The 25,003-nt window shown below is 44.5% G+C and carries 21 protein-coding genes; 4 read left to right on the top strand and 17 right to left on the bottom strand.

The window, feature by feature from the left end; all coding sequences use genetic code 11:
- Nucleotides 1-367: 367 nt before the first annotated feature.
- Nucleotides 368-1,576, bottom strand: a complete 1,209-nt coding sequence (locus tag V7K30_RS23900; protein ID WP_335003530.1) for a hypothetical protein — start codon at nt 1,574-1,576, stop codon at nt 368-370.
- A 180-nt stretch (nt 1,577-1,756) separates the two neighbouring features.
- On the opposite strand from V7K30_RS23900, the gene V7K30_RS23895 reads away from it, so the two are divergent.
- Nucleotides 1,757-1,921 carry a hypothetical protein gene (locus tag V7K30_RS23895; protein ID WP_335003529.1) on the top strand — a complete coding sequence of 55 codons (165 nt, stop codon included), beginning with the start codon at nt 1,757-1,759 and terminating at the stop codon, nt 1,919-1,921.
- A gap of 17 nt (nt 1,922-1,938) precedes the next feature.
- Nucleotides 1,939-2,067: a hypothetical protein gene (locus V7K30_RS23890; protein WP_335003528.1), complete on the top strand. Its 129-nt coding sequence runs from the start codon at nt 1,939-1,941 to the stop codon at nt 2,065-2,067.
- A gap of 125 nt (nt 2,068-2,192) precedes the next feature.
- On the opposite strand, the gene V7K30_RS23885 is transcribed toward V7K30_RS23890, so the two are convergent.
- From V7K30_RS23885 to V7K30_RS23810, 16 genes are all read right to left on the bottom strand, one after another.
- On the bottom strand, nt 2,193-3,917 hold the full coding sequence (locus V7K30_RS23885) for a multicopper oxidase family protein (protein ID WP_335003526.1): 1,725 nt from the start codon (nt 3,915-3,917) through the stop codon (nt 2,193-2,195).
- 361 nt (nt 3,918-4,278) lie between these two features.
- Nucleotides 4,279-4,728 carry an ATP-binding protein gene (locus V7K30_RS23880; protein ID WP_335003524.1) on the bottom strand — a complete coding sequence of 150 codons (450 nt, stop codon included), beginning with the start codon at nt 4,726-4,728 and terminating at the stop codon, nt 4,279-4,281.
- 64 nt (nt 4,729-4,792) lie between these two features.
- Nucleotides 4,793-6,301, bottom strand: coding sequence for a PP2C family protein-serine/threonine phosphatase (locus tag V7K30_RS23875; protein ID WP_335003522.1), 1,509 nt, complete (start codon nt 6,299-6,301; stop codon nt 4,793-4,795).
- An 81-nt stretch (nt 6,302-6,382) separates the two neighbouring features.
- Nucleotides 6,383-6,739 (bottom strand): anti-sigma factor antagonist, encoded by a 357-nt coding sequence (locus V7K30_RS23870; RefSeq protein WP_335003521.1) that lies wholly within the window; start codon nt 6,737-6,739, stop codon nt 6,383-6,385.
- A gap of 23 nt (nt 6,740-6,762) precedes the next feature.
- Entirely contained in the window at nt 6,763-8,886 is a 2,124-nt protein-coding gene (gene glgX / locus V7K30_RS23865; protein WP_335003519.1) for a glycogen debranching protein GlgX, read from the bottom strand.
- Nucleotides 8,887-8,944: 58 nt separating this feature from the next.
- Nucleotides 8,945-9,415 (bottom strand): anti-sigma factor antagonist, encoded by a 471-nt coding sequence (locus tag V7K30_RS23860; RefSeq protein WP_335003517.1) that lies wholly within the window; start codon nt 9,413-9,415, stop codon nt 8,945-8,947.
- Nucleotides 9,412-11,241, bottom strand: a complete 1,830-nt coding sequence (locus tag V7K30_RS23855) for an AGE family epimerase/isomerase (protein WP_335003516.1) — start codon at nt 11,239-11,241, stop codon at nt 9,412-9,414. The genes V7K30_RS23860 and V7K30_RS23855 overlap by 4 nt, the downstream gene beginning before the upstream one ends.
- A 112-nt stretch (nt 11,242-11,353) precedes the next feature.
- Nucleotides 11,354-12,028, bottom strand: coding sequence for a DJ-1/PfpI family protein (locus V7K30_RS23850; protein ID WP_335003514.1), 675 nt, complete (start codon nt 12,026-12,028; stop codon nt 11,354-11,356).
- A 47-nt stretch (nt 12,029-12,075) separates the two neighbouring features.
- On the bottom strand, nt 12,076-12,453 hold the full coding sequence (locus V7K30_RS23845; RefSeq protein ID WP_335003512.1) for an SDR family NAD(P)-dependent oxidoreductase: 378 nt from the start codon (nt 12,451-12,453) through the stop codon (nt 12,076-12,078).
- A 79-nt stretch (nt 12,454-12,532) separates the two neighbouring features.
- Nucleotides 12,533-13,066, bottom strand: coding sequence for a DoxX family protein (locus V7K30_RS23840; RefSeq protein ID WP_335003510.1), 534 nt, complete (start codon nt 13,064-13,066; stop codon nt 12,533-12,535).
- Between the two features lie 20 nt (nt 13,067-13,086).
- Nucleotides 13,087-14,592 (bottom strand): Nif11-like leader peptide family RiPP precursor, encoded by a 1,506-nt coding sequence (locus tag V7K30_RS23835; RefSeq protein WP_335003509.1) that lies wholly within the window; start codon nt 14,590-14,592, stop codon nt 13,087-13,089.
- Nucleotides 14,593-14,677: 85 nt separating this feature from the next.
- Nucleotides 14,678-18,202 (bottom strand): AtaL-like protein, encoded by a 3,525-nt coding sequence (locus tag V7K30_RS23830; protein WP_335003507.1) that lies wholly within the window; start codon nt 18,200-18,202, stop codon nt 14,678-14,680.
- Between the two features lies 1 nt (nt 18,203).
- A complete protein-coding gene (locus V7K30_RS23825) occupies nt 18,204-19,748 on the bottom strand; it encodes an EthD domain-containing protein (protein ID WP_335003505.1) in 1,545 nt (514 codons plus the stop codon).
- A 35-nt stretch (nt 19,749-19,783) separates the two neighbouring features.
- On the bottom strand, nt 19,784-19,984 hold the full coding sequence (locus V7K30_RS23820; RefSeq protein WP_335003503.1) for a hypothetical protein: 201 nt from the start codon (nt 19,982-19,984) through the stop codon (nt 19,784-19,786).
- Between the two features lie 36 nt (nt 19,985-20,020).
- Nucleotides 20,021-20,365 (bottom strand): carboxymuconolactone decarboxylase family protein, encoded by a 345-nt coding sequence (locus tag V7K30_RS23815; protein ID WP_335003501.1) that lies wholly within the window; start codon nt 20,363-20,365, stop codon nt 20,021-20,023.
- Nucleotides 20,366-21,652: 1,287 nt separating this feature from the next.
- Nucleotides 21,653-22,945, bottom strand: a complete 1,293-nt coding sequence (locus V7K30_RS23810) for a glycoside hydrolase family 10 protein (protein WP_442941100.1) — start codon at nt 22,943-22,945, stop codon at nt 21,653-21,655.
- Between the two features lie 443 nt (nt 22,946-23,388).
- On the opposite strand from V7K30_RS23810, the gene bchI reads away from it, so the two are divergent.
- Together bchI and V7K30_RS23800 are read left to right on the top strand one after the other, a co-directional pair.
- Nucleotides 23,389-24,513, top strand: coding sequence for a magnesium chelatase ATPase subunit I (gene bchI, locus V7K30_RS23805; RefSeq protein ID WP_335003497.1), 1,125 nt, complete (start codon nt 23,389-23,391; stop codon nt 24,511-24,513).
- Nucleotides 24,514-24,696: 183 nt separating this feature from the next.
- On the top strand, nt 24,697-24,993 hold the full coding sequence (locus V7K30_RS23800; protein WP_335003495.1) for a hypothetical protein: 297 nt from the start codon (nt 24,697-24,699) through the stop codon (nt 24,991-24,993).
- Nucleotides 24,994-25,003 lie beyond the last annotated feature (10 nt).

Below are 25,003 nucleotides of genomic sequence, written 5' to 3'. Positions count from 1 at the left end.
GCTATACATGGCTACAATTGGGTCAATTTTATCGAAAGTTCTTACTAGTTAGGGCTTGCTGAATAAGTCTCCAGAGCGAATCTAGAAGCCACACAGATCGCAAAATGGTATGTTTCGTCGCTTAGTCTCCCAATTTGCCCAGCGATCGCTAACGATTGTGCAAGGGTTTTGAACCTCTAGATGCTATAGTCTTGCACTTGTTTGCTGAAAAAAGGCTCAAAACCCTTGCCTGGATTAAATTTCACTTTTATTCAGCAAGCCCTAGTTAATTGCCGAATTATTGACATTAAGCCCTAATAAGCCCAAGTATTATCAACAAGGAGAAAGGGTGATGAGGCTCCCAAAGTCTGCATCCTAGCCCTTTTTGTTATCCCGCAAGCCATTTCCGTTTCAGTACTGAACCTGCACCTAAAGTCCCAAATACCAATACACCTAACACAGCAGTGGGTTCGGGGACTGAAGTGGGTTCGAGTTTAACATTGTCAACCAATAATCCAGAATCGGTAAAGTTATCAAACTTATTTGAAACTCCGAGTCCCAAAGTGTATGTTCCATCGGTCGGTATAGTAAAGGAAAAAGTGTGAAAACCAGTCTCTTGGAAAAACTGTGTCCGGGAAGTCATTAATGATTGGAACGACCCGGCGTTAGCCAGTTCTGACAGGGAACTGATTAAGCCGTCTGACGAATTGAGTGAAACGAAGGAGAAATCTGCTAAAGAAGGACCCACAACAGTGCCTGCCAACTCATTCGTGAGGAAATTCCAATCGAAAGTTAAAATTTCTCCAGCTTTTGCCGTGAATTTTTGTTGAATAGCGGAGCCATGAGGGAGTTGTGCGGGGGGAGAAGGTGGAGGAACTGGTAGTCCTGGCACAAGATTGTCTAGGCTTCCAGTTTGTAACCCTAGAAATTCTTCAATTGGGTCACTTTCGTTTGGGTCATTTGGTTTAGTAGCAAATGAGCCTCCCCCTGTTGACAATAAAGCCTCGTATTTTCCCTGGGTTGAACCACTACCAAATACTGACGTCTCAATAGTGTTTTTGCCTAGTGTTGTCCATCCGGTAAAATCGCCGTTTTCAAAGCCACTATTAATGAGCGTTGTGTTTGTAGAAGGCTGGGGGAGAGAAAACGTTTTCAATGACAGTGTATAGGAACCAGATTCAGAGTGTTCACCTGCAAGATTGGTGTCCCTCAAGCCAGAAACTGCCAAATTCAGACTGCCACTTGTTGGTACTATTCCGGTTAGTTCGGGTAGAAAACTAAAATCGGATCTGTCATCGTTTATCTCTCGGATCTTACCAGAATGATCAAGCAACCCTAGAAGGGAATCAACTGTGTTTGAATTTACCTGTACATCAAATAATTTTCCAGGATCAATATCAGGAAAGGTATAATAGTCAACGTTTCCGGGGCTAAGTTGTCCATCTACAGTACTGATACCAGTTGGTAAAAATTGTCTGGTAGCAAAAGAGTGATTATTTTCACTCTCAAGTACTATAGAGGCAGCTTGAGCTTTAGCGAGAAAACTGAGCGAAATTGAACAAGCAGTACTAATAGCTAGAAAGGAAAGTACTTTCATGAGAGTTATTTGGGAATAAATACAGTTGCGGAAATCTTGTAACGGTAAGTTCGCCGATTTCGGAAATATATTAGCCAAATAGCAGCCTGAAAGGGTGGTCTGTATGGGCTAACCGGGCACAGATTGACCGTGATGGGGGTATTTACTGCTTTCCTTTGGCGATGAAACCGTCCAGACATATTGAAGGATTGGGTACTCAACCCACCCACACCTGTACAAAATATCTTCTTACCCACTCAAGTGTTGGTCGAGACACCTGTCTGTGATGGGTTTGAAGTCTTGCGGGTAGTATCTGGCCTGACTCAGACACCAAAGAATGGCATCATTAGTCTGAGAGATGGTTAGTAATCCGTTCTGCTGCCTTGGCACACCGACAAATTCAGAGATTGCAGCAACGCCTGGTTACTACCGAAATTGCCCTAGCGAAACTGGGTGATAAACCAGGAAGTGACACCAAAGTTCTGCATAATAAAGTTAACGCACTTCTCTAGCGCCATCGGGTATCAGAGTATTTTATTGTCACAGTTGTGCAAAAGATTACCTACAAAAAAGTTTACAACTCATCTGGGCGTCCAGGCATTAATAGCTCCTATCGTCGAATTAGACAAATTGCTACCTATGATACCACCTCGAAGGGCAGCATCATCTCGTTATCTTCGTGTCCAAGCATATGGCAGTGCCATACGTATAATCCGGTGAACGAGTTGCTGAAAGGCAGGTTCTGTGCCGCTTGGGCACCGAACGGCACAATCAGGCGCACGACCTCGCCTGGATTTACGAGCACTGTATCCTTCCACCCAGCTTCATTCGGCGCTGGCGGTCTCGCCGGACCGATCGCAAAGGGGGTGGGATCAGGCGGGGGGTAGTTAGTTGGCACCGTCATCCCACTAGCTGCGTGATCTATGATTATCTGGCGCGGACCAGTGGCCAAGTATGCCTTCCAGTACTGGGTTGTATTGATCTTTTGTCGGTTGAGAATCTGGAACGCAATCAGATGCAGGTGCATCGGGTGGGCGACTGGCTGAAGGTTGATGATGTTCCACTGTTCCACGGTGTCCACCTTCGGTCGCTCCATCAGATCAGGGTTTTTGAGCGCCTCATCCCAGTAGACGTTGTTGAGCAGTAACACAAGCGGCCTCCCGGTTGGGTCATCAATCTCCACCAGTGTCAAAAACCGCTGCCGTATCGGTGGAGTAGCAATCGGCTTTATCAGTGGTTTATGCAATCGCAGTCTCTTAGGAATGTGCTTAGGAGCGGCAGCGCCCGCCTTCACCGTGAACTGCATGATTTCGGGCAGTGGGGGATTTGTTAAAAAGGCGTTGGCCCTACCAAACGGATACGGCGAAACAGCGTCATTTTCCAAGACAATCTTGTCTCCCGCAAGCTGCCGGGAGAAGTCTAGAAGCACGTCAGCCCGCTCGCCAGGAGAGAGCAGCAAACTGGACAGCCACACTGGAGCGTTGAGCATTCCTTGGTCAGTACCAATTTGAATGATTGGCTGCTTCGACGATAGCTTGAGGTTGTAAAATCGGGCGCTTGAGCCGTTGACGATCCGAAATCGGTACAGGGTGCGCTCGACATTGAGGTTCGGCCATGCCTTGCCGTTGACAGTGGCGATGTCAGCGACATACTCCTCTGTCCAATTGGGGGGTTTTCCTTGAGTGGGGTGGAACACCGAACCATCGGGGTTGAGGGTTCGATCTTGCAATACCAGCGGCACTTCATAGGGTGCTCCTGCCGGCAGTCCGAGTGGTCCATTGCCACCCACAGGATCGTCAACGTCTCTAAGTAGGTATAACCCGGCAAGCCCAGCCAATACATTCAAACCGGTCATCCCAAGCGCATGGTCATGATACCACAGCGTCGCTGCTTCTTGATTGTTGTTGAAGTTGTACACATGCGTCTGTCCCGGCATGAACGTGTCCGTCGGGTAACCGTCGCTTTGTGGTTCGGTGTTGCTGCCATGAAGGTGCAATGACATCCGTGGGCTGGTTTTGTCAGTCTCCCGTACACCGTGCAACTCCGGGTCAACTGCCGCTAGCAGTGGATGGTTTCCGATGACATTATTGATCACGTTGATGCTAATTGGTGTGCCCCTCGTGACCTCGATAGTAGGGCCGAGGATTGGAAAACCCCCGTAGCCCAAGGTGGGTCCTTCCCCTAAGTTACTGTGGAACGAGTATGAACTCTTTGCGATCGCCAAAGTACTGGGAGGCGGACTTGCAAATGGGGTGGGCAGAGGCTCGGTAAATTTCGTTATCTGCGACAAGACTGCATTAGTTCTCTTTGCCTTGAGTATTGCAGAAGCAGCAAATACGGCTCCACAGCCTGCACCTGCCATTATAAATTGCCTTCTTGTTAACATGGCTATTTTTTTTAGATGTATACCTGATTGAGATTTTCAAAATATCCAAAAAAACTTCTCAACAAACGGCTTAAAAAATAATTTGAATTAGTTTCTGAGAAATTCAGGAACAACGGTAACTCGATTGGATGCTCTTCAGAGTTAGACCCAATTCTCTGTCTAGCCGCTTCGCTTAAATTGCCAGTTGTGACTCTTTAATAACTCAGCCCAAAAGTTGAATTTCTGGGGTCATGTCTGCGGAAGTAGAGATGTATATGTAAGACGAGCTTGCACGAGTTTGTTTGATTCTGTTGCAGCAGAAACTAAGTCTTTTTTAAAATCACATTTGTTTTTTCAGTCAGTAGTCCTTTTTATTTGGTAAATTCACCACTAAAATGTTTCGATTCCGGTCTCCAACCCGTTCATAGAGGAATTTATCAACGCCGTGAATCACCAGATACAATCCAAGTCCGCCAATAGGTCGCTGTTCTATTGGCAAGTGTACCTGTTCTTCCTCCACGTTCAATTTATGGAACGGGTTGAAGGCTTCACTAGTATCCTCAATAGATAGGGACAGGGCTTGCTCGTCAATACTGACTCGCAAGTCTAGTACCCCTTCGCGACCCGTTTCCTGATAGCCGTAAACAATGATATTAGTGGCGATTTCTTCCACTGCCAAACGAAGGTTATAGGAGGCTTTTTTATCTAGGCCAGCAACTACGGCTGCTTCCTTCACATATTTGGCGATCATTTCCAAAGAGTTTAGTGTTCCAAATACCGTTAAAGATTCCATAAGCAATGGTTTCATTGCTGAACAATAATTGTTACGTTAGAATTGTCCCCATTGATGGCAAATAGCCAGGGAAAACTGGTTAATATTCAGCAGGAGGATGTGCTTCTTCGGTTACAGTCTTCCGCCGCACAACCAGCATGGTAATGTCATCAAATTGTTGTGCATTGTCAATGTGAGTAAACAAATTAGTTTTGATGTGCTCCAGTAAGTCACACGCTGAAAAGACTGTCTGGTTCAGCAGTGATAGCAGTCGCTTGTTAGTAAAGAACTCACGGCTAGGGGCACGAGCTTCTGTTACACCGTCGGTATAGCCAATCAAGGTATCTCCTGGTTCCAGCTGAACCTGCTGAATTTTAAACTTTATGTTGGGCATTATTCCTACCACTGGTCCGGTGGATTTGAGACTCTCTTTCACCCCAGAGTCACCGACGATAAAAAGAGGTTCATGTCCAGCATTGATGTAGGTCAGACAGCCGTTCGCAGGATTTAGCACCCCAAAAAAAAGTGTGGCAAACATGTTCATCTCACTGTGTTGCTGGGCGATGTAGTTATTCGTGAGCGCAACAGCCTTCAGCGCGTTGATTTGGTTAAAGTCAGTTATCACTAGAGGGTCTATCAAACAATCCAACTCCTCGTCTTTGCCAATTATGGACAATCCGTCCAAGTGGGTTTGTCCAGAAAAGACTCGGATTAAGCTGCGGAATAAAGCCATAAATAATGCTGCGCCCACACCTTTATCGCATACATCAGCAATCACTATCCCTAAGTAGTCACCGGGAAGCATAAAAGCGTCATAGAAGTCGCCAGCTACCTGACGGGCAGGATAGAAACAGGCTGCAATCTCCCAATTTGGCAACTGGGGAATTTCCCTAGGCAGAAAATCTCGCTGAATCTGCCTGCCCTTTTCTAGTTCAGAGTCGAGCGCTTGTGAATAGGCTTCGATCGCTTGTTTAGCCTTGTCTAATGATAGGTAAGATTCTTCTAGTTTGCGGTAGAGTTGGGCATTTTCTAAAACTAGGGCTATTTGGTGGGCAGTCACCTGCATCAAATAGGCAGTTTCAGGGCTAAATTGCCCCGGCTCTTGGTGCAACAGGGTGATAATACCTAATAACTCCTCATCCCTGAGAATGGGAACAGCCAAGGCTGAGCGAACACTATAAGGCTGATTGGGCTGTATCAGCCAGCGGTCATCAGTTTCGGTGTCGGTAATTAATCCCACTTGACGGTGGTGGAACACCCAGCCAGCCAGCCAGCCAGCGAGTCCCTTGTCCAAAACACTGCCGACCTGGGGAGCGTCCTCCTCATGCGTCAGGATACTGTCAGTGATAACACCATTGCTATTGAGTAAAAAAAGACTACATTTCTCCGCACCGTTTAGCTTGCTGGAGACATGTACAGTTTCTTGTAAGGTGACTTTCAGCATTTCCTCACAAAATGAACAGCGTGCCATCGCCACCAAATGCTCAAGTAGTTCTGTTTGAGTCTCAAAAGTAGCTTTTTCTGTTTTAAGCTCAGCTAGCTCTTTCCGCAGTACTTCCAATTCTACGATTAATTGTTGTTCTTTAGATTGATGATTGAAAGGAATCATACTCTTAATCCTGAGTAATGAAACTTGTAGCGATTTAGTTGTTAGTCTTCTCTTCTCACAACCAACAACTAACAACTGACCCTAAACTTTTTCTATCTTGTCTTTGTCATATTCATCCACCAAAATGACACTTTGGTCGAATCCAGTTTTCTCCAAGGTGTCCAATACCATCTCCTGAGTACCAACAACATAGATGTCAGTATCAGCACCCATCTTTTGCTTAATGAATATGAGTACCCGCAGACCTGCACTGGATATATATTCTAGGTCTTGGATCATTAGAACGAGACGTTTTGGATGTTCCGTAGCTGCATTCTCTACCTCTTTTTGGAAAATTGGTGCAGAAGTTGCATCCAATTCTCCAGCTAAAGTGATTTTAGCGATACCCTTGCTTGTTTCTAGTGTTGCGTTGAAAGCCATAATTTTGTCCTTTGTCATTTGCTTTTAACTAATGACCAATCTCATTTACCAACCAGGATGACTACAGAGCGATCGCCCAGGAGTAATCCGTACTGATTCTCCAGCACAGGTTCTGTGCCAGGTTTCCAACTGTCCAATGGTGGGGTGACAGCAGTGTTGGCAAACACATGCCACTTCATTGAATCTGGCAATCCTGGGATTTCAAACCAGTTAGCTTGATCATGCATATTCATGGCTAAGTAGATGTAATTATCTCCAAACGTACCCTCATTTGCGTGCTTTCCACAAAGCATAAAAGCGAGAGTGCGACTGGAGTCAGACCAGTCAGCATTCCATGCTTGGGTGCCATGCCAGGTGATATCAGGATAACCACTACCTACATAGTCGCTATTACGGAAGTGCCATCGATTTCTCAGTATTGGGTGAGCGTTGCGGAAGGCGATACAGTGTTTGAAAAACTGAAACAAGTCGTTATTGGACTGCAACAGCGCCCAGTCCATCCAGTTCAGTTTATTGTCGTGGCAATAGGCATTGTTGTTGCCTTTTTGACTTCGACCCACTTCATCCCCCATGAGGATCATCGGTACTCCCTGGCTCACCATCAACATAGCCACAGCATTTTTGATCTGTCGCTGCCGCAGAGCATTGATACTCGGATCGTCCGTCCATCCTTCTGCCCCACAGTTCCAGCTGTCGTTATCGTTGCCACCGTCGTTGTTGTTTTCCCCGTTAGCCTCGTTGTGCTTGTCGTTAAAAGAAACTAGGTCAGCGAGGGTAAAACCGTCGTGACAGGTGATGAAATTAATTGATGTGGCTGGCGCACGACCTGCCCAAGCATACAAGTCTGGCGAACCTTGTAGCCGCTGTGCCATATCTCCCACCCGACCTAAGTCTCCTTTGAGGAATTTACGAATACCGTCGCGGTACTTGCCGTTCCACTCAGCCCAGCGACCAAAAGCGGGGAAGGAGCCAACTTGGTAAAGACCGCCTGCATCCCAAGCCTCGGCAATGAGTTTACACTTTGCCAGAATTGGGTCAAATGCCAAAGCTTCTAACAAAGGCGGGTTAGCCATTGGGGCACCCCAAGGGTCACGACCCAGGATAGAAGCAAGGTCAAATCGGAAGCCGTCGATGTGATACTCAGCGGCCCAGTAGCGCAGGCAATCGAGCACCATATAGCGAACAACTGGGTTATTGCAGTTCAGCGTGTTACCAGTGCCACTGAAGTTAAAGTAGTACCCATCCGGCGTCAGCATGTAGTAGGTTTGGTTGTCGATCCCCCGGAACGAAATCGTCGGTCCATGTTCGTTTCCTTCCGCCGTATGGTTGAAGACAACGTCCAGAATAACCTCAATGCCATTTTTATGTAATTCTTTAATCAGGGCTTTGAGTTCATCAACTTGCATACCGAATTTCCCTGTAGCCGCATAGCCAGCCTTGGGAGCAAAGAAACCGATGGTACTGTAACCCCAGTAATTCATTAACAGTTCCCCTGTTTGTGGGTTAGGGCGACTGTTTTCAAATTCATCGAATTCATAGATAGGCATCAGTTCAACACTGTTGATGCCTAGCTCTTTGAGGTAGGGAATTTTTTCGCGGATAGCAGCAAATGTTCCCGGATGCTTGACTCCAGAGGAAGGATGACGGGTAAAGTTGCGGACGTGCATCTCATAAATAATCTGATCCTCCGGTGGTATTTCCAGAGGACGGTCATTTTCCCAGTCAAAATCGTCAAAGGCAAGACGCGCTCGATGTTGGTAGATGTTATTCCAGTCAGGCGTTTCTCCCCAAATATCCCTACCACTGATGACTTTAGCGTAGGGATCTAGAAGAATTTTACTGGAGTCAAACCAGTGGCCTTCTCTAGGGTTGAAAGGTCCGTCCATGCGGTAGCCATATTCAATATTTTCGTAATCCAAGTCGAATACGATCATGCTATAGACACCTCCAATCCGAAACTCTTTCGGAAAGGGAATTTCCACCATCGGTTCGAGGGCATTCTTTTTGAATAGCACTAAGGTACAGGATTTGGCATACCGTGAATATATCGAGAAATTAACTCCTCCTGGCACTAAAGTGGCTCCAGGGAACAATGGACGACCGACACGCAGCTTGAAGTTGTCGTAAGTGTGGGTTGGATGAATGTCTATTCTTTCTAGCTCCATTTCTGCCTTCTCCTAACTAAAATTTAGGGACAAATATTTAGGTAAAAACTATTTGAGGCTAGGTGGGGAAAATCTGAAGCTTGAAATTGAGAGCTTTTAATCCTGAATCAAGCGTGTCACTTATTTTAAAAAAGTCGAGGAAGCCAGTAATGGACATGGTGTCCTTAATTTCTTCGGCAACTCCCACCAGCAGTAGCTGTCCATTTTGACTTGAGACCAGTCGGTACAGCGACAGTAACAACCGCAAACCGGCACTAGACATATAAAGTACCTTGGTCATATCTAGAAGAATCTGGCTCCCTGGCTGGACTAGTGGCAAAACTTGCTTTTGAACCAGAGGTGCAGTATTGCTATCCATATCACCGGCCATTTCGATCACGGTTACTGGTTGAATCTGCAAGGTGCTGACCTCCTCTTGGACTGGAGGTGTAGTATTTACGTCTACCTTAACAGCCGTTTCCACCGCTGTTACTTGGAGTGTTTTGATATTAATGTCCATGATATGATGCTTTTTGAGTACTAAGCTCACTGATTAGGGACGATTTGAACTTTGACTTTCACTTGTTCTTTCGTATCCGGCAGTTTAACTGTCAGGGCATCAGCGTCAAAATTGTGATACGGTTCTTCGTTGAGCCAACAAGCACCAATCTTGACGCTACCGGGCGGGAGAATATCTGGTGACACCCGCAGGATATTATCCTTAAATGCTCCAGGTAGAGGCTTGAAGTAAAAGTCCATTGGCTGTTTAGTGAAGAGCAGGTTGGTATAAACTGAAGCCAGATAGCACAGTTCAGTTGAATGATAACCGCTCATTGAGTGGCTACCTTTGAACCGCTCATTACCCATCAGGAAGGGTAGCCCGTTTGCCAAAACGTTGAAGTAAATGCCGCCGTCTTCATGGTCAAGGAAGTGGGCATTGTAGAAGGCTGCGGCTTCACGAGCATGACGCAAATATTCCGGATTCTGAGTGATACCATTTAGGATCAGGTAGGCTAAGATAGCTTGTTCCTGCTGCCACCACGCTTTGCGATCGTGCCAAACAAGGCGGTGTTGCTCTTCCCCTTCGTCTAGTATGCGCTCTATAACGTCGTACCAGCCACCACGCTGCTGGTCACTACCTAGTTTAGGCATGAGGGAGGCAATTTTCTCAGCTAAAGCCACGTATTGATCTTTGGGTTTGAGGCTTTGCATCCGCATTAGGTTCCAGGCAATTTTCAGGTTATGCCCGATCACAGCGCGGTTTTGCTGCCAGCCCCAAGTTTGGTCGCGGCTCCAATCTTCATGGAACTTTTCCTGGACAAAGGGGCTGTTGTCGTAATCCGGGAAGTATTTTTCAATCGTGTCAAAGGTGTACTCTAGCATGTCGGCGTATTTCTGTTCGCCAGTTGCCAGCCACAGGTTGATTAGATAAGCTGGAGCGTGATCTCCAACGGAGTTCCAGTTCTTGCGAGCGCGGTTGCGACCTAGAGACTCAGCACGTGGGTCGAGAGTGATGGGGTCGATGTGGGAGAAATAGCCAGTGCCTTCTTTATCCAAGAAGAATTTGTCAAATAAATCTACGGTCATCTCGGCATCTTTGAGAATGCGCGGATCGCCAGTAATCCGGTAAGTTTGAATCGGACCTGCCAAAGCGTAAATTTGTTCATAAGCCGGGATAGCGTCGTAGTCATCGCTAAACTCGGAGGTCAGGAGTTTTTGCTCGCGATTGCCTGTTACCTTAATACCGTGATACCAGTAAATCAGATTTTCATCAGGGTCATAAAACCGCATGTGCTGACGCAGGTATTCGGTACCTTTTTCAGCGGCTTCTAGGAAGCGGTCTTCGCCTGTCATCAAGTAAGCTGAGGCAAAACCATAAACTAAGCGGGAAACAGTGTCGGTTTCTTGGAGATAATCATCTTCGCGCTTTTTGACACCAGTCACCCTTAGAAAGGTGCGGTATTGCCGATAATCGATTTCGTTTTCGGGATAGTTGAACTGCCAATAGAGGTAACTATCAGCAATTGAACGTACTTGCTTAACCCACCAATCCGGCTCTTCATGCCGATATACACTGGGAGCATCTCCAGGAAAGACAAAGGACTTAACTTCAAATTTGTGCTCTTCCCCCTGTGGGTAAAAAATACCGTAGGCAAACACAGGCTGACCAGGCGTTAGCATTTCGGCAAGGCGTTGCGTACAGTCGTTGTAAGGTTCCTGCAAGTTTTGGGTAATCCGGCCATAGGTGGTCGGAGTCAGGTAAGCCTGAAATTTCCGTCCATCTGATGTCTTGATCCCAAAGCTTTTTTCGCTGCGGTTAAAATCAGTGACGTACCCAGCGATGGTGTCAGAAAATGAAAAACTCATGTGATCCATGGGGTTACCTCCAGGATTGTTAAAATAAAGTAGCTGTGAGCAAATTTCTATCTACTAGCAAGACGTTTCCAAGTAGCGCGGGTAAATAACTTTTGAGTTATCCTCTCAGTCCTCACACAAATGATGATTTACCCACTGCTACTTTCTGCATTTTTTCCTGCTTCTGAATCTCTCCGACAAAAACTTCCATAAATTTATCGACAACTCCAGGATGTTTCCCTGAAATCAGGTTGTCATCTATAACCAAATCAGCAGTCGCGTTCCCGTCATAGATAACTTCACCACCGGCATTCTCAATATCGCAGATGATGTTGTGGGCACAAGTAACTTTGCGACCTTTGATTAAATCTGAATCAGCGCAGAACAGCCACAAGCTATGGCAGATTGTTCCTATTTTCAAGCCACGTGTGTGTAGAGCCTTTCTCAGAAATACAACTGCTGGAGCTTGATTTTTCTGACCTTTCTTAACAGAAACCTGATATCTCAGACGATCCGTAGCATAGGCACCAATACAAATTATTCCTTTGTAATCTGCTGGAGCAATATCATTGATTTCTGTTGTAACCGTAACATGCTCCTCGACTATACCAGTATCAGGGTTTGCCCCGAAGGTTAACTCTGGATTGTTCCAGAGATGAGAAATATACTCGACTTGATAGCCTTGAACGGGAAAATACTCGTTGAATCTGCGAAATTCTGTTTGATCGAAATGTTCCTCAATGAGGATGCCAATTTTCCCCTTAATTGGGTCGCCAATTCTACCGTTACTTAAAGGTGTAGATGTCATGATATTTACCTCATTCATGTTAGCAATTCAACATTTATGCATTCAACTTAGCCAGCACCTTTCGTGGCTACTTTGTTGCAGAGATTCTGGACTGCCACCTGTTGGTTGGCATCTTGAAAGATGCCATCAGGATTAAAAGCATCATCAGCGCCATTGTTGACTAGGATGTTCAGTTGACCGAAGCGATCAACCGTTTCTTGGAAGAGGCGGTGGACGTCCGCGACTTTACTTATATCAGCCTGTAGGGCTAGGGCTTGTCCGCCCCCAGTTTCAATAGCCGAAACCACTTCTTTGGCTTGGTCGGCGCTTTGAGCATAGTTGACCACAACAGACGCGCCATCTTGAGTTAAGCGTTCAGCGATCGCACGTCCAATGCCGCGTGATGCGCCTGTGACAATTGCGATTTTTCCTATGAGAGGTGTCATAGCATTACCAACTTTTTGTATATGGTTTACGAAGCTGCTGCTACAAGGCTGTCGAGGTGCACAAACGTGATATCGGATGCTAATCAATCTGACTTCTAAATCCTGTCGCGTAGGGACGGCGGGCATAGCCGACCACAGCAAGCAGAGTGAGTAGCACAAGCGCCGGGATGGCCTGTGGCCCTTCGCCAGCCTTGAGATGCGACAACACACAGCCAGCCATTAATATGCCGAGGCCGACACTTGCCAGGGTAACAGTGCGTGGAAACAGCAGCAGCACCGCCCCACCCATTTCAGCCACACCAACCAAGAGACGAAACCAGGTGGGATAACCCCACTTAATAAATTCTGCTACAAGCTGTTGAGCGCCTGTAAGCTTTAAGGTTCCGAACATCAGGAAAGCCGCAGCTAAGAGAGTAGTGACACTCCACAATGCGATCTTCTTTACTCTGCTTGATCTTGCCATCACAATAACCTCCAGTTGAGATTCAAGTTTCTTAGTGAATCTAAGTTGAGTGACGCTGAACGGCAGCAGGTCGAAATTGGTTAATTGCCTGGTTTCAGGAACATTATCAGGTAATTTGCCGTTTTTTATGAAGTTACATCCTTTCTTCAAAGATCAATCGATCTGACTAATCACTGCGCTTGCACTGTTAAGACGACCTCGTAAGCGTGGAAATCGTGAGACGCAAATTCTGCGGCCTGTTTCGTCATAGCAATAAAATCTGGGTTCTTACTAGCCGATTCGAGTGCTTCTCGGTTGCTCCACTGTATGTAGTTGACGACCCTAGTGCTGTCCAGGCTCTTGTGGATGTTGGCCGATATGAAGCCCGGCTGCTTCATAGGTATTTCCTTGTTCTCGATAAAAAAATCTACTAAACGTTGCTGCTGTTCGGGTTGGACTGTAAAGACGTTGATTACGGTAAGTAGACCGGCTTGGTCGCTAATTGTAGCCATTTTTACAATTTCCCAAGGGGACATATCTGCGTAAACCCGCCATTCACTTACCTTGTTTCCTCTCAGACGGTAAATGTCGCAGCAGGCAATCTTCACGTGCTGTTTACTTGGAACCAGTTCGTATTTGGCATCCATTTCTAGAGTGATGATATCTGGCTCCTGCCAAATTTTCCTAACGTCATGACCATAAAATACCGCCGTATTTTTAAACGTCCGCGCAAAGAAATCTACTACTGCTTGTGGACCATAAACAGGTTCACCTGATCCCACCTTGTAAAAGATGTCATCCGTTAAGTAAGTTTTCACCTTTTCCCAATCTTGAGCGATCACAGCCTGTGCCAATTCACCCATAGCTTGTAACTGTTGTGAAAGCTTACCGTTGGCAACAGGCTCAGAACCAATAGGCCATTTCGGACCAGCGATTGACCATTTCGGCACAAATCCCTGTTTTACCCTTTCTTTTCCTTCCGAATGTTCTGCAAAATGCTGCCGCATGATCCCCGGAGGTAGCAGTTGCTTTCCTTGACTTCCCGTCAGCACCGAAGCGGATTTGAGAACAGGGATGGTGGGGTCAAATACAGGATTCACATCCATGAATATCCGCAGTTCACTGAACTTATCCCCCTCAATGCGGAAAATGTCTGTGCAAGGGAGTGAAACCATCGAGCCATCCTTGCGCCAGTAAAGGACATCCATTTCCACGAACACTACATCGCCCTCTTCCCACATCATCTTGATCTCGTGGTACACCGCCGAGATTTTACTGAAGAAGTTGTCCGCAGATTTCTTAATCGATTCTTTATCCAAACACACCTCGAAGTTGCCGAAGTGATACACTGGTGTGTCGCTAAAGAAGGTAATGAATCCTTCCGAGTCAAACGCCTCGCCTCTGGAGAACAAGCGCTTGACCATATCTACATTTGTTCCGGAAATTTTTTCTGTGGTCGAACTTTTCCCGTTTGTAGCTGGTGCTCCTACTAATTGACTCAACATTGACTGCACGACTTCGCCAAAAACCACATGCACTTTACCCAGCGCTGTTGCCAATTCTTCTTGGGTCAATTTATAGCCGTTTTCCGCCGCAATTTTGACGAAGCTTTCAGGAGTATTAGCTGTGTGAAGTTGCTGTTGTAAAGTGGGATTTTCAAAAGCTGCTGCTAACAAACTAACTACTTTTTGTGACATAACTCACCTCATTTTGTTTCTACAACTTTATGTTGACCATCGTACAATTGGAGAATGTAACGGGTAGATAATAAATTGCTTTATCTCAGGCTTGCCACGGGGACATATCTGCATAAACCCGCCATTCACTCACCTTGTTTTCTCTCAAGCGGTAAATGTCGCAGCAGGCAATCTTCACGTGCTGTTTACTTGGAACAAGTTCGTATTTGGCATCCATTTCTAGAGTGATGATATCTGGCTCCTGCCAAATTTTCCTAACGTCGTGACCATAAAATACCGCCGTATTTTTAAACGTCCGCGCAAAGAAATCTACTACTGCTTGTGGACCATAAACAGGTTCACCTGATCCCACCTTGTAAAAGATGTCATCCGTTAGGTAAGTTTTCACCTTTTCCCAATCTTGAGCGATTATAGACTGTGCTAGTTCACCCATAGCTTGTAACTGTTGGGAAAGCTTGCCGTTGGCAACAGGCTCAGAACCAATAGGCCATTTCGGACCAGCGATTGACCATTTCGGCACAAATCCCTGTTTTACCCTTTCTTTTCCTTCCGGATGTTCAGCGAAGTGCTTCCTCATGGTGCCTGGAGGAATAAGTTTTTCTCCAAGACTAGCAGTGAATACAGAAACGTTGTTGGCGACAGGAATTGTCTGGTCAAAGATCGGATTCACATCCATAAATATCCGCAGTTCAGAGAATTTGTCGCCTTCAATGCGAAAGATGTCGCAACAAGGAAGTGAAACGACTGAGCCATCCTTGCGCCAGTAGGTGACATCCATTTCCACGAACACTACATCGCCTACTTCCCACAACATCTTAATCTCGTGGTACACTGCCGATATCCGACTGAAAAAAGCTGACGCAGAGTTCTTAATTGCTGCTTTATCCAAACAGACTTCAAAGTTACCGAACTGATACACTGGTGTGTCGGTAAAGAAGGTAATAAATTCATCCACATCAAACGCCTCGCCTCTGGAGAACAAGCGCTTGACCAAGTCGGCATTTGTTCCTGGAAGTCTTCCCAAGATAGATTTGCCCAGATTTGTGGTTGAGGCTCCTACTTTGCCATTTGAAACAGCTTTTGGTGATTCTTTTTGTGCATCTTGCTGTTCAGCAACGGTTATTGCGTTCAGGACGCCCTGCTGAATCGCTTGGGTAAGCTTTGCTTGAATTTCTTGAGCAACATGACGAGCCTCATCATTGTAAGGCTCCCAGTCTAAGGTATAGGTAATTATCAGGGGAGCATTAGGATTGTTACTTTCAGGGCGGACAATTGTGTTAACTGCCTGACCAATGAAAAGAGGATTATTTACCAAGGTATGTCGGATTTCTCTGGTTTTTTCGTCCCAAGTTATTCTTTCCTTAATGGTCATGTTTAGCGCTTTCATCTCGCGCAGTATCTGATTGCCATGTCTCTCCAGAATCTGATAATCTTGTGCTTCTGGATTATAACGGACTGGATTTTGAATTTTGTCCAGTAACACATTCCAAACAGTTGACAACGAAGCATTTACAGGACTGCTAAATGTAGCAGAAACTCTTTCGGAAGTATCTCCTGACTGTTTTGAGGTTAGGCTTTGATATTGGGCATTTGCCATGTAATATTCCTCCTGTGCTTTTGCAAAATGTTCTTTTACCTTACGAGTGACTTGGTTAAATTCAAGCTGTTCTCCATTTGGTCCTTTACAGTAGAACAATGCCCAGCCTTCAAATTCACCAAAGTCTGTTTCTGGTTGACCCTCTGTAAATAAATCTGGCTCATCCCAAAATTTGTATGAATTATACTTGAGGGCAATATTCCTTCTTTCTTCTGATGATTTAACTCGAATGACGCGATTAAAAACAACGTTTGTGATTCCGCGCTTGTGACACTCTTCTTCCAACATTTTGGCGAAGAGATTGAGATCCACATCATCTTTCACATGAAAAGACAAGTGCATTGTATTCACATGACCAATGTGAGAAAGAATACTACCAATAGAATAATTCGGGGCATTTGGTGACGTCGCCTCTCTGAAATAGATGAGTTCAAGGCAGGCGTTGCCAAAGGAAATGAATTTAATATCTAAGGCTTGTTTTGCATCTCTGAGATTGGGGACACCAAAAGTTTCTAGGTCAACCTCTTGAGCGATCGCATCCAAATCCTCTTTTTGGAAGAGAGTGTTTTGCATCTCGTCGCCCACCAAATCATTTTCTGCAATAACTAATTTCCCTCCTAACACCTCTGTGTAAAATTCGAGGGATTTTGCCATGTCACTAACTGTGATTCCGGCGTGTTGAACTCCTTGCAGATAATGACCTAACCCAGATTTAACATTTTGCTTACCGCTCATAAGAGAAACTATGTCCGACTTTAATTGATTGGTTGCTCCTACTTTCTCGATCAGATTTGCAACCTGAGAACTCCGCTCACCTGCTACAGTCATCTTGCCGTTGTAAACAAAGGTGTAAGCAGTTCGCTCTGCAAATGGTAAAAGCTGCTTCACATAATTTGCCTGGTCTTTGACGGCTTTTGCATATTCTTTTGAGGCAAAGAATGTTTCCATTTCTAAAGGATTGGAAAATGCAATTTCAAAAGCTGCCTGATACTGCTTCTGTGGGGGTTCATAATGAGATACTCCAGCAGCATCTGGACGGGAATTATCTACTTCTTCAAACAGATGCAGTCGGAACTTGAGAACCGAGTCACTCAGGGCAACAGCAGCAGCAAAGTTGTCTGTAATATATTTGTGAAACTCGTCCACACTGACGGCATCTGCTTTTTTGACCATGACATGAAACTTCAGGATACCCAGTTCTCCGTTTGGATCACCCGTGGGGATGCAATCAATATAAGTTTTGGAATTACCAGGGGTCGTATTATATCCAATCGATTTACTGAATAAATTGTGTTCATCATCCATCAGGATGGCAGCAGATTTGAACCATGTCTGACGGTCAGTTTCTGTCTCAAAGGTTAATTCTGCAATGCCATCAAACTGATCTTCTGGTGGTAAGTCGTACTCAATACCTTCAATAGTTGGCCACAAATCACCCTGATTATGAGCCAAATGGAACTGCCAGTATTGATGCTGACCTGGTAGGCGGGCACAAACTGGACCATGCACATTTCTCCAGTAGTCATCGAATATATCTAACGTTATTGACTTTCGTTTCCATAAGAGAATGTAGAAAACTGCTATGCCATTTTGATCGCGTATGGCATAATCGGCTTTTTTGATTGCTGATATCATTGCTGCGTTCCTTGGTTCAACACTACTTTGCTTAAAAATCTCATTTAGTGGCCCGAAGCAGCCTGCCACCTTATTAAATCCTGCATAAACACACATAAACAAAAGAAGTTCCTCAATTTCCTTATGAGTAGCTCCCTGTTTGAGAGCCATATCCACATGTGCTGCAAAAGCATTACCGGGGCCTTTGTGATTCTGATTGACAACATCAACTGCGATCGCAATCAGCGCCTTGGTTTTTTGGTCAATTAATGGCAGACCCCATGCTTCACCAGCTACACGACTCACAAAGTCACCAAACTTCGGGTTAATACTTTTTAAACCTGCTTGTAGTTCTAAATCATCTAAAACTGCATTTTTGTACACCCGCTTGTCTGTCATCTTATGCTGTAGTAAGCAATTTCAGTAGTCCACTGGGGGCAAAAACATCTCGATAGAAAGTCAATTGCTCAGTTTTGAGGTAACATCCGCCTCTGTGACCGCGTCGCATCCAGGTAACATTTCCTTTAGCAAGTGTTTCGTTAGTTTCATCATCCACACACTTCCATTCAAAGAAGGTAACGTCACCATGAAACATGACGATTGGCCAACACATAGTTACACCTGGTTGGGCAATTAATGCCCACCAATGTTGCTCACGCTCTTTTTGTTGTTCTAAGCCTTGATAAGGCCCATCTTGGCAAAAATAAACCAAGTCATCACGATATTCACCAGTTAAGATATCGCCTCGTCCCTGTCTCAATGCTTCACAATGGGTAGGCCACCATTCTTTATTCTCTTGTTCAATTTGTTGCAGAGTGTAATTAGGACTGATTTGTGGCTGGGTCTTTTCTTTCATTGCCACATACTTTTCGGCGTCCTCTATGAGTTTTTTGGCTACATAGGGAGTCACGAGTCCAGGTCTGGAATAATCTGCTGCTAAATCTTTGTAATAATTATTCCGGGTCTTAATTGGACTATTTGCAGTATTTTGCAATTGATTAATAGAAGCATTTGAAAAGCCATTCGAGTTGGAAATGATAAGTTTTTGGTCTAGCATGAGAGAAGTTATATCCTCTTTTAGTTGATTGGTTGCACCAAGGTTCACAATTAAATCTGCCACTGTAGAACTCCGCTGACCCGCTAATGTTATCTGACCGTTGTAGACAAAAGTGTAAGCAGCTCGCTCTGGAAATGGGTTGATTTGTTTGATATACTTTGCTTGGTCTTTTACAGCTTTTTCATATTCTTTTGAGGCAAAGAACTTTTCCATTTCTAAAGGATTGGAAAATGCAATTTCAAAAGCTGCCTGATACTGCTTCTGTGGGGGTTCATAATGAGATACTCCAGCAGCGTCTGGACGCGAATTATCTACTTCTTCAAACAGATGCAGTCGGAACTTGAGAACCGAGTCACTCAGGGCAACAGCAGCAGCAAAGCTGTCTGTAATATATTTGTGAAACTCGTCCACACTGACGGCATCTGCTTTTTTGACCATGACATGAAACTTCAGGATACCCAGTTCTCCGTTTGGGTCACCCGTGGGGATGCAATCAATATAAGTTTTGGAATTACCAGGGGTCGTATTATATCCAATCGCTTTACTGAATAAATTGTGTTCATCATCCATCAGGATGGCAGCAGCTTTGAACCATGTTTGACGGTCAACTTCTGTCTCAAAGGTTAATTCTGCAATGCCATCGAACTGATCTTCTAACCGAGTGGTGTATTCGATGCCATCAATAATTGGCCACAAATCACCCTGATTATGAGCCAAATGGAACTGCCAGTATTGATGCTGACCTGGTAATCGGGCACAAACTGGACCATGAACGTCTCTCCAGTAGTCATCGAACAGATTTAACGTTATTGACTTTCGTTTCCATAAGAGAACGTAGAAGATTGCTATACCATTTTGATCGCGTAAGGCATAATCAGCCTTTCTCATTGCTGATATCATTGTTGCTATCCTTGTAGGGGCTATTATATTGCGATTGACACTGCACACGAGTTGGTTAGTGATGGAGTTCTCCGAGCTTTGATCCTCGCCGAAGAAACGAGAAACTGCTGGGTGAGATAGTCTGGACGCTCATCAGGAATCCAATGCCCGCAGTGTTCGACCACGACACCGCGCATGTCCTTGGCGATCGCTTTAGTAGAAGTTATTGTAAAAAGTGAGTTCAATCAGAAATAGCGATCGCTATTTCTGATTCTGAATATTTATAGAGAATCCCAAATCTGATTAAGTGTGCCGAAGCAACCAGCAACCTTATTGAATCCCGCATAAGCACACATGAATAAAAGAACTTCCTCGATTTCTTGCCGAGTGGCTCCCTGTTTAAGAGCCATATTCACATGTGTTCCAAAAGGATTACCAGGACCTGTATGGTCTTGATTCGCAATATCAACTGCGATCGTGATTAAAGCCTTAGTTTTTTGATCAATTAATGGTAGTCCCCATGCTTCACCTGCTACACGAGTCACAAAATCACCAAACTTGGGATTAATAGACTTTAAACTTTCTTGAAGTTCTTTGTCATCCAAAACTGCATTTTCGTATGCCATTTTCTTCTCCATATAGGCTACAAAATCCGCTTTTGAAACTTGACCAATTCTATCTACACGCTAATCAATAATCCTAATGGGGTTAACGTGAGTTTAATGAAGTTAGAAGACCGTAGCAATCACAAGGAGCGACAGATCAAACTAAAATACCATCATCTATATCTTGATAGTGGAATGGCACTAAGATAAGCGTCTATCCTTAATTTTGCTAATTTCATCTTCGTGTCCATCAGCTTGAATATTCATAAATCCTAAAACATAATCTGCTGAAAATTTATGTGGATTGAATATTACTCTTTATTTCATTTTTTTATTCCCCTATTCTTCAATATTTAACATATTTTTTTGGCTATAGAACCATGAATGTAAAAGGAAGTATGCAAGAAAAAACCAAATTGTGTGAAAATAAGCCAATCCGGGGAATCAATCTACCGACGTAACTAAAATATGGGCGCTCCTTTAAAGGTCTTCCTAATTACTATGACATTATTTTTGATTTAAGTTGGTTCAATAACTCATATAAAACCTCATATGAAAACTCATGATTATTATCAATAATATAATTAGTTTTTAAAAAAGTGTTTTTGATAAATAGTATCCAATGTTTTTGTCAAGTTATGCCCTAATCAATAACAATATTGTCATCAGTAGGAAATTTTATAACAATAATTGCATTGGTGAATCGAATGCGAGGTGCTATTCCAGACTCCTCAGAATACGAGGATTTCTTATTTCCCTCTCCTTATATCTCAATCCGCTTGGGTTCAAGTCAAAAACCAAAACCAGCGTAGGTTGGGTTGAGGGACAAAACCCAACATTTTCAGGACTTTGTTGGGTTTCACTACGTACCCCTACGGGGAAGCAAGCTACAACCCAACCTACAATTATCCTTAACCCAAGCGTATTGCCTTATATCTGTGCGTTCGCTCATTCTTGAAGGGCGTCCGCGAATTAAGCCTTGTGCTGTCTGATATGTAGCTCCATTGTTAGTAGACCAAAAAGTTCTGCGTTAGCGTACCCCTACGGGGAAGCAAGCTACGCGCAGCGTTCCGTAGGAAAGCTCACCGTTGGCGTAGCCTCTCGTAGAGAAGGTATCGCTCTGGGGTAGATACCTGCCTTAAATGAGTTGTTGTCTAAAAACTGTATTTGTTAATATATTTTTTTCACAACTCGCTTGTTCTGATAACATAAGTGAAACTTATCAATCAACTAAAAATTGCGATCGCACTACCATTAGGTGTAAAAACCTTAATTTCTAGTCCAGTAACATCATCTTTAACAGAAAAATTATTCAATTTTGGCGCGGAGTGCGGGAGATGGAAAGAGAGTTTCAAATCCAGCTTGTCGCTCGTTTAAGGGTTCTAGAGCATCGTTCCAAAGACTTTCATAATAAAAGAAGATTACGCCTAGACCACGTTCTTGAGCAGCCCGTACCTGAGACATAATTTGTTGCATGGGAACTGGATTATTTCGTAACCCTGTCATAATGCCAATTCCAGTTGGAATTATTTGTTGCGCTTCTTGAATTTCTAGGCGGGAAATATTTGCCACAAAACTTTGCAGATTTGGACGATACACTTGGACAATTAACTCGTCCACAATATTTTGTCGTACCCAACTCAGCCAATCTTGCAGGTGAAACTTGTAAGAAAAATCATAGTAATTGGGAGCAACGGAGAAAATTGCCTGGGGTTTTCTCTGCTTCACCGCTTGGTTAAGTTTCACTATGAAAGCCGTAATTTTATCTGCCCGCCACTTTACCCATGCTGTATCTTGAGCATCGCTTGGAGGAGCATTATTAGTTTCTTGGGTGTACAAGGCAACTGTATATTTATCGTAGCCAAATTCGTAGGGCAAACTCATGTGATCGTCAAACTGAATGCCATCGGCATCATATTGGGTGACAGTTTCCAGCACGAGATTGGTGATGAACTGTTGCACTTGTGGATGGAACGGATTGAGCCACATCACCTCACCAGCAGCACTGATGGAAGTTTGGCTACCATCCCGCTTTTGTGTGAACCAATCAGGATAATTTAATGCTAGTTCTGAGGTTGGGGGAGCCATGAAACCAAATTCAAACCAGGGAATTACTAGCAGTCCTTTGCGATGGGCTTGGTTAATCAAGTCCGCAAGAATATCATGTCCATCTAAACCTTTGTAGATAAAAGGTTGAATACCTGCATGTTGTGCTATGGCACTGGGATACATTACATAGCCAGAATTCCACACCACAGGATAGATTGTGTTGAAGTTCAGCCGTCGTAATTGACTCACTGCATCTTGCACTTTCTCGCGATTCTTGAGGGTATCAAAATCATTGTTGGTCATCCAAACCCCGCGAATTTCCTGACGGGGTATCTGTGCGATTGCAGGGGTGAAACTCTCTACCAGCAATACCGTAACAAAGGATATTAAAATGAGAATCGGAAAAAGATACTTGAGCGATGTCTGACGACAAGCTGCTGTGCATCTACGCCGCCAACTTTGAACAATAAAAGGTGATTTCATAAATTTGAATGATGCATTAACTACCCACACACGCCATCGCTCGTTTTTATAATTGAATCTACTAACCATATAGTTTACAAGTATTTATGCTTACTACAGGATTAATCAGTTGGTAGTTGTTCGTTCCCTGCTTATGGAACTTTTGCACCAGAAAAACTAAAGCAGACTTAGCAAAGTTATAAGATGCTTGACGCAGCTAGTAGTCATTAGTGCCCAATGTTTATTGGGGATTGGGGATTGGGGATTGGGGATTGGGGATTGGGGATTGGGGATTAGGGATTGGGGATTGGGCATTGGGGATTGGGCATTGGGGATTGGTTATACTTCATCTTCCTGATCTCCCACCCTGCGCGAAGCTAAAGCTATATTTCCCCCAGTCTTTATCTTCTCTACCAGATCAGAGGCGAACAATTTTGAATTTTGAATGAGTGAATTTTGAATTGATTTCCCCGACGCCCTACCTGTGTCACAATAAAGAACTGTAATAAGAAAAATATTGTTAAGGTAATTTAGTGAGTCCAACTGCTCAATCCACGGCAAGTGCGCGTCGCGTAGTATTTCCTTTTACGGCAATTGTGGGCCAGGAAGAAATGAAACTGGCGTTGCTATTGAACGTGATTGACCCCAAAATTGGTGGTGTAATGATCATGGGCGATCGCGGCACCGGTAAATCCACAACTATCCGGGCGCTGGCGGATCTACTGCCAGAAATTTCTGTGGTTGCCAATGACCCCTTTAGTAGTGATCCTAGCGACCCCGACTTGATGAGCGATGAAGTTCGCCAACTGTTAGAACAAGGGGCGGAAATTCCTGTAGCTCAGAAAAAAGTCCAAATGGTAGACCTGCCGCTAGGAGCTACAGAAGACCGAGTTTGTGGCACAATCGACATCGAGAAAGCTTTATCTGAAGGTGTCAAAGCTTTTGAACCGGGACTGCTGGCAAAGGCTAACCGAGGTATTCTCTATGTGGATGAAGTCAACTTACTAGATGACCACCTTGTAGACGTGCTACTCGACTCCGCTGCCAGTGGATGGAACACTGTAGAACGAGAAGGTATTTCTATCCGTCACCCAGCGCGTTTCGTTCTTGTGGGTTCTGGAAACCCCGAAGAAGGAGAACTGCGCCCCCAACTGCTTGATCGCTTTGGGATGCACGCAGAAATTCACACAGTAAAAGAAGCAATCTTGCGGGTGCAAATCGTGGAACAACGGGCGGATTTTGACCAAAATCCTCCAGTATTTCTTGAAAAGTACAAACCCCAGCAAGAAGCATTGCAAGAGCAAATTGTCAATGCTCAACAGCTTTTGCCAGAAGTGAAAATTGACTATGATCTGCGGGTGAAAATTTCTGAAGTCTGTTCAGAACTCGATGTAGATGGTTTGCGGGGTGACATTGTTAGTAACCGCGCCGCCAAAGCCTTAACAGCATATGAAGGACGCACTGAAGTTACAGTTGATGATATCCATCGCGTAATTACGCTATGCTTGCGTCACAGACTGCGGAAAGACCCCTTAGAATCGATTGATTCTGGCTACAAAGTCGCCAAAGTTTTTAGCCGCGTCTTTGGCGTCGAACTACCAGAAAGTGATACTGTACAAAAAAACGGCACAGGTCAAAAGTTAGGGGCTAGGAGTTAAGAGTTAGAGACGCGATTAATCGCGTCTGTACAGGAGTTAAGGGTTTTGAATTAAAAGCTGTTTCATGACTCATAACTCCTAACTTCTTACTCTTAACTCAGCATTCAGCACTAATTCCTCACTCATAACTCCTAACTTCTTACTCTTAACTCAGCACTCAGCACTCAGCACTCAACACTGACTATGAGAATTTGGCATTTTTGGTTCAACAGCTTTATTCTATCTAGCCAATACAACCCGCCCAGGTTTGTAGAATTATTGATGCTCTTATTAGCGATCGCTATGCTGGCAATAGCGAGTATTTTACCCGACAGACCATATTTAATTTTAGGCTTGAGCTTAGTAGTCGGGGCATCTATTTCTATCTTAGTGCGGGAAGCGATCGCGCCCTCACCTCAGACGCGAATTACCCAACTAACAGCATCTCTATTGCTCGTCATCAGCCTCTATGGCTTTGCTGACTTAATGTCCACTCTATAAAATTAGTTAT

The sequence above is a fragment of the Nostoc sp. genome, assembly GCF_036917655.1.
Taxonomy (GTDB): Bacteria; Cyanobacteriota; Cyanobacteriia; order Cyanobacteriales; family Nostocaceae; genus Nostoc.
The sequence above is the reverse complement of the archived record's forward strand: the minus strand, read 5'-3'. Positions and strand labels throughout refer to the sequence as shown.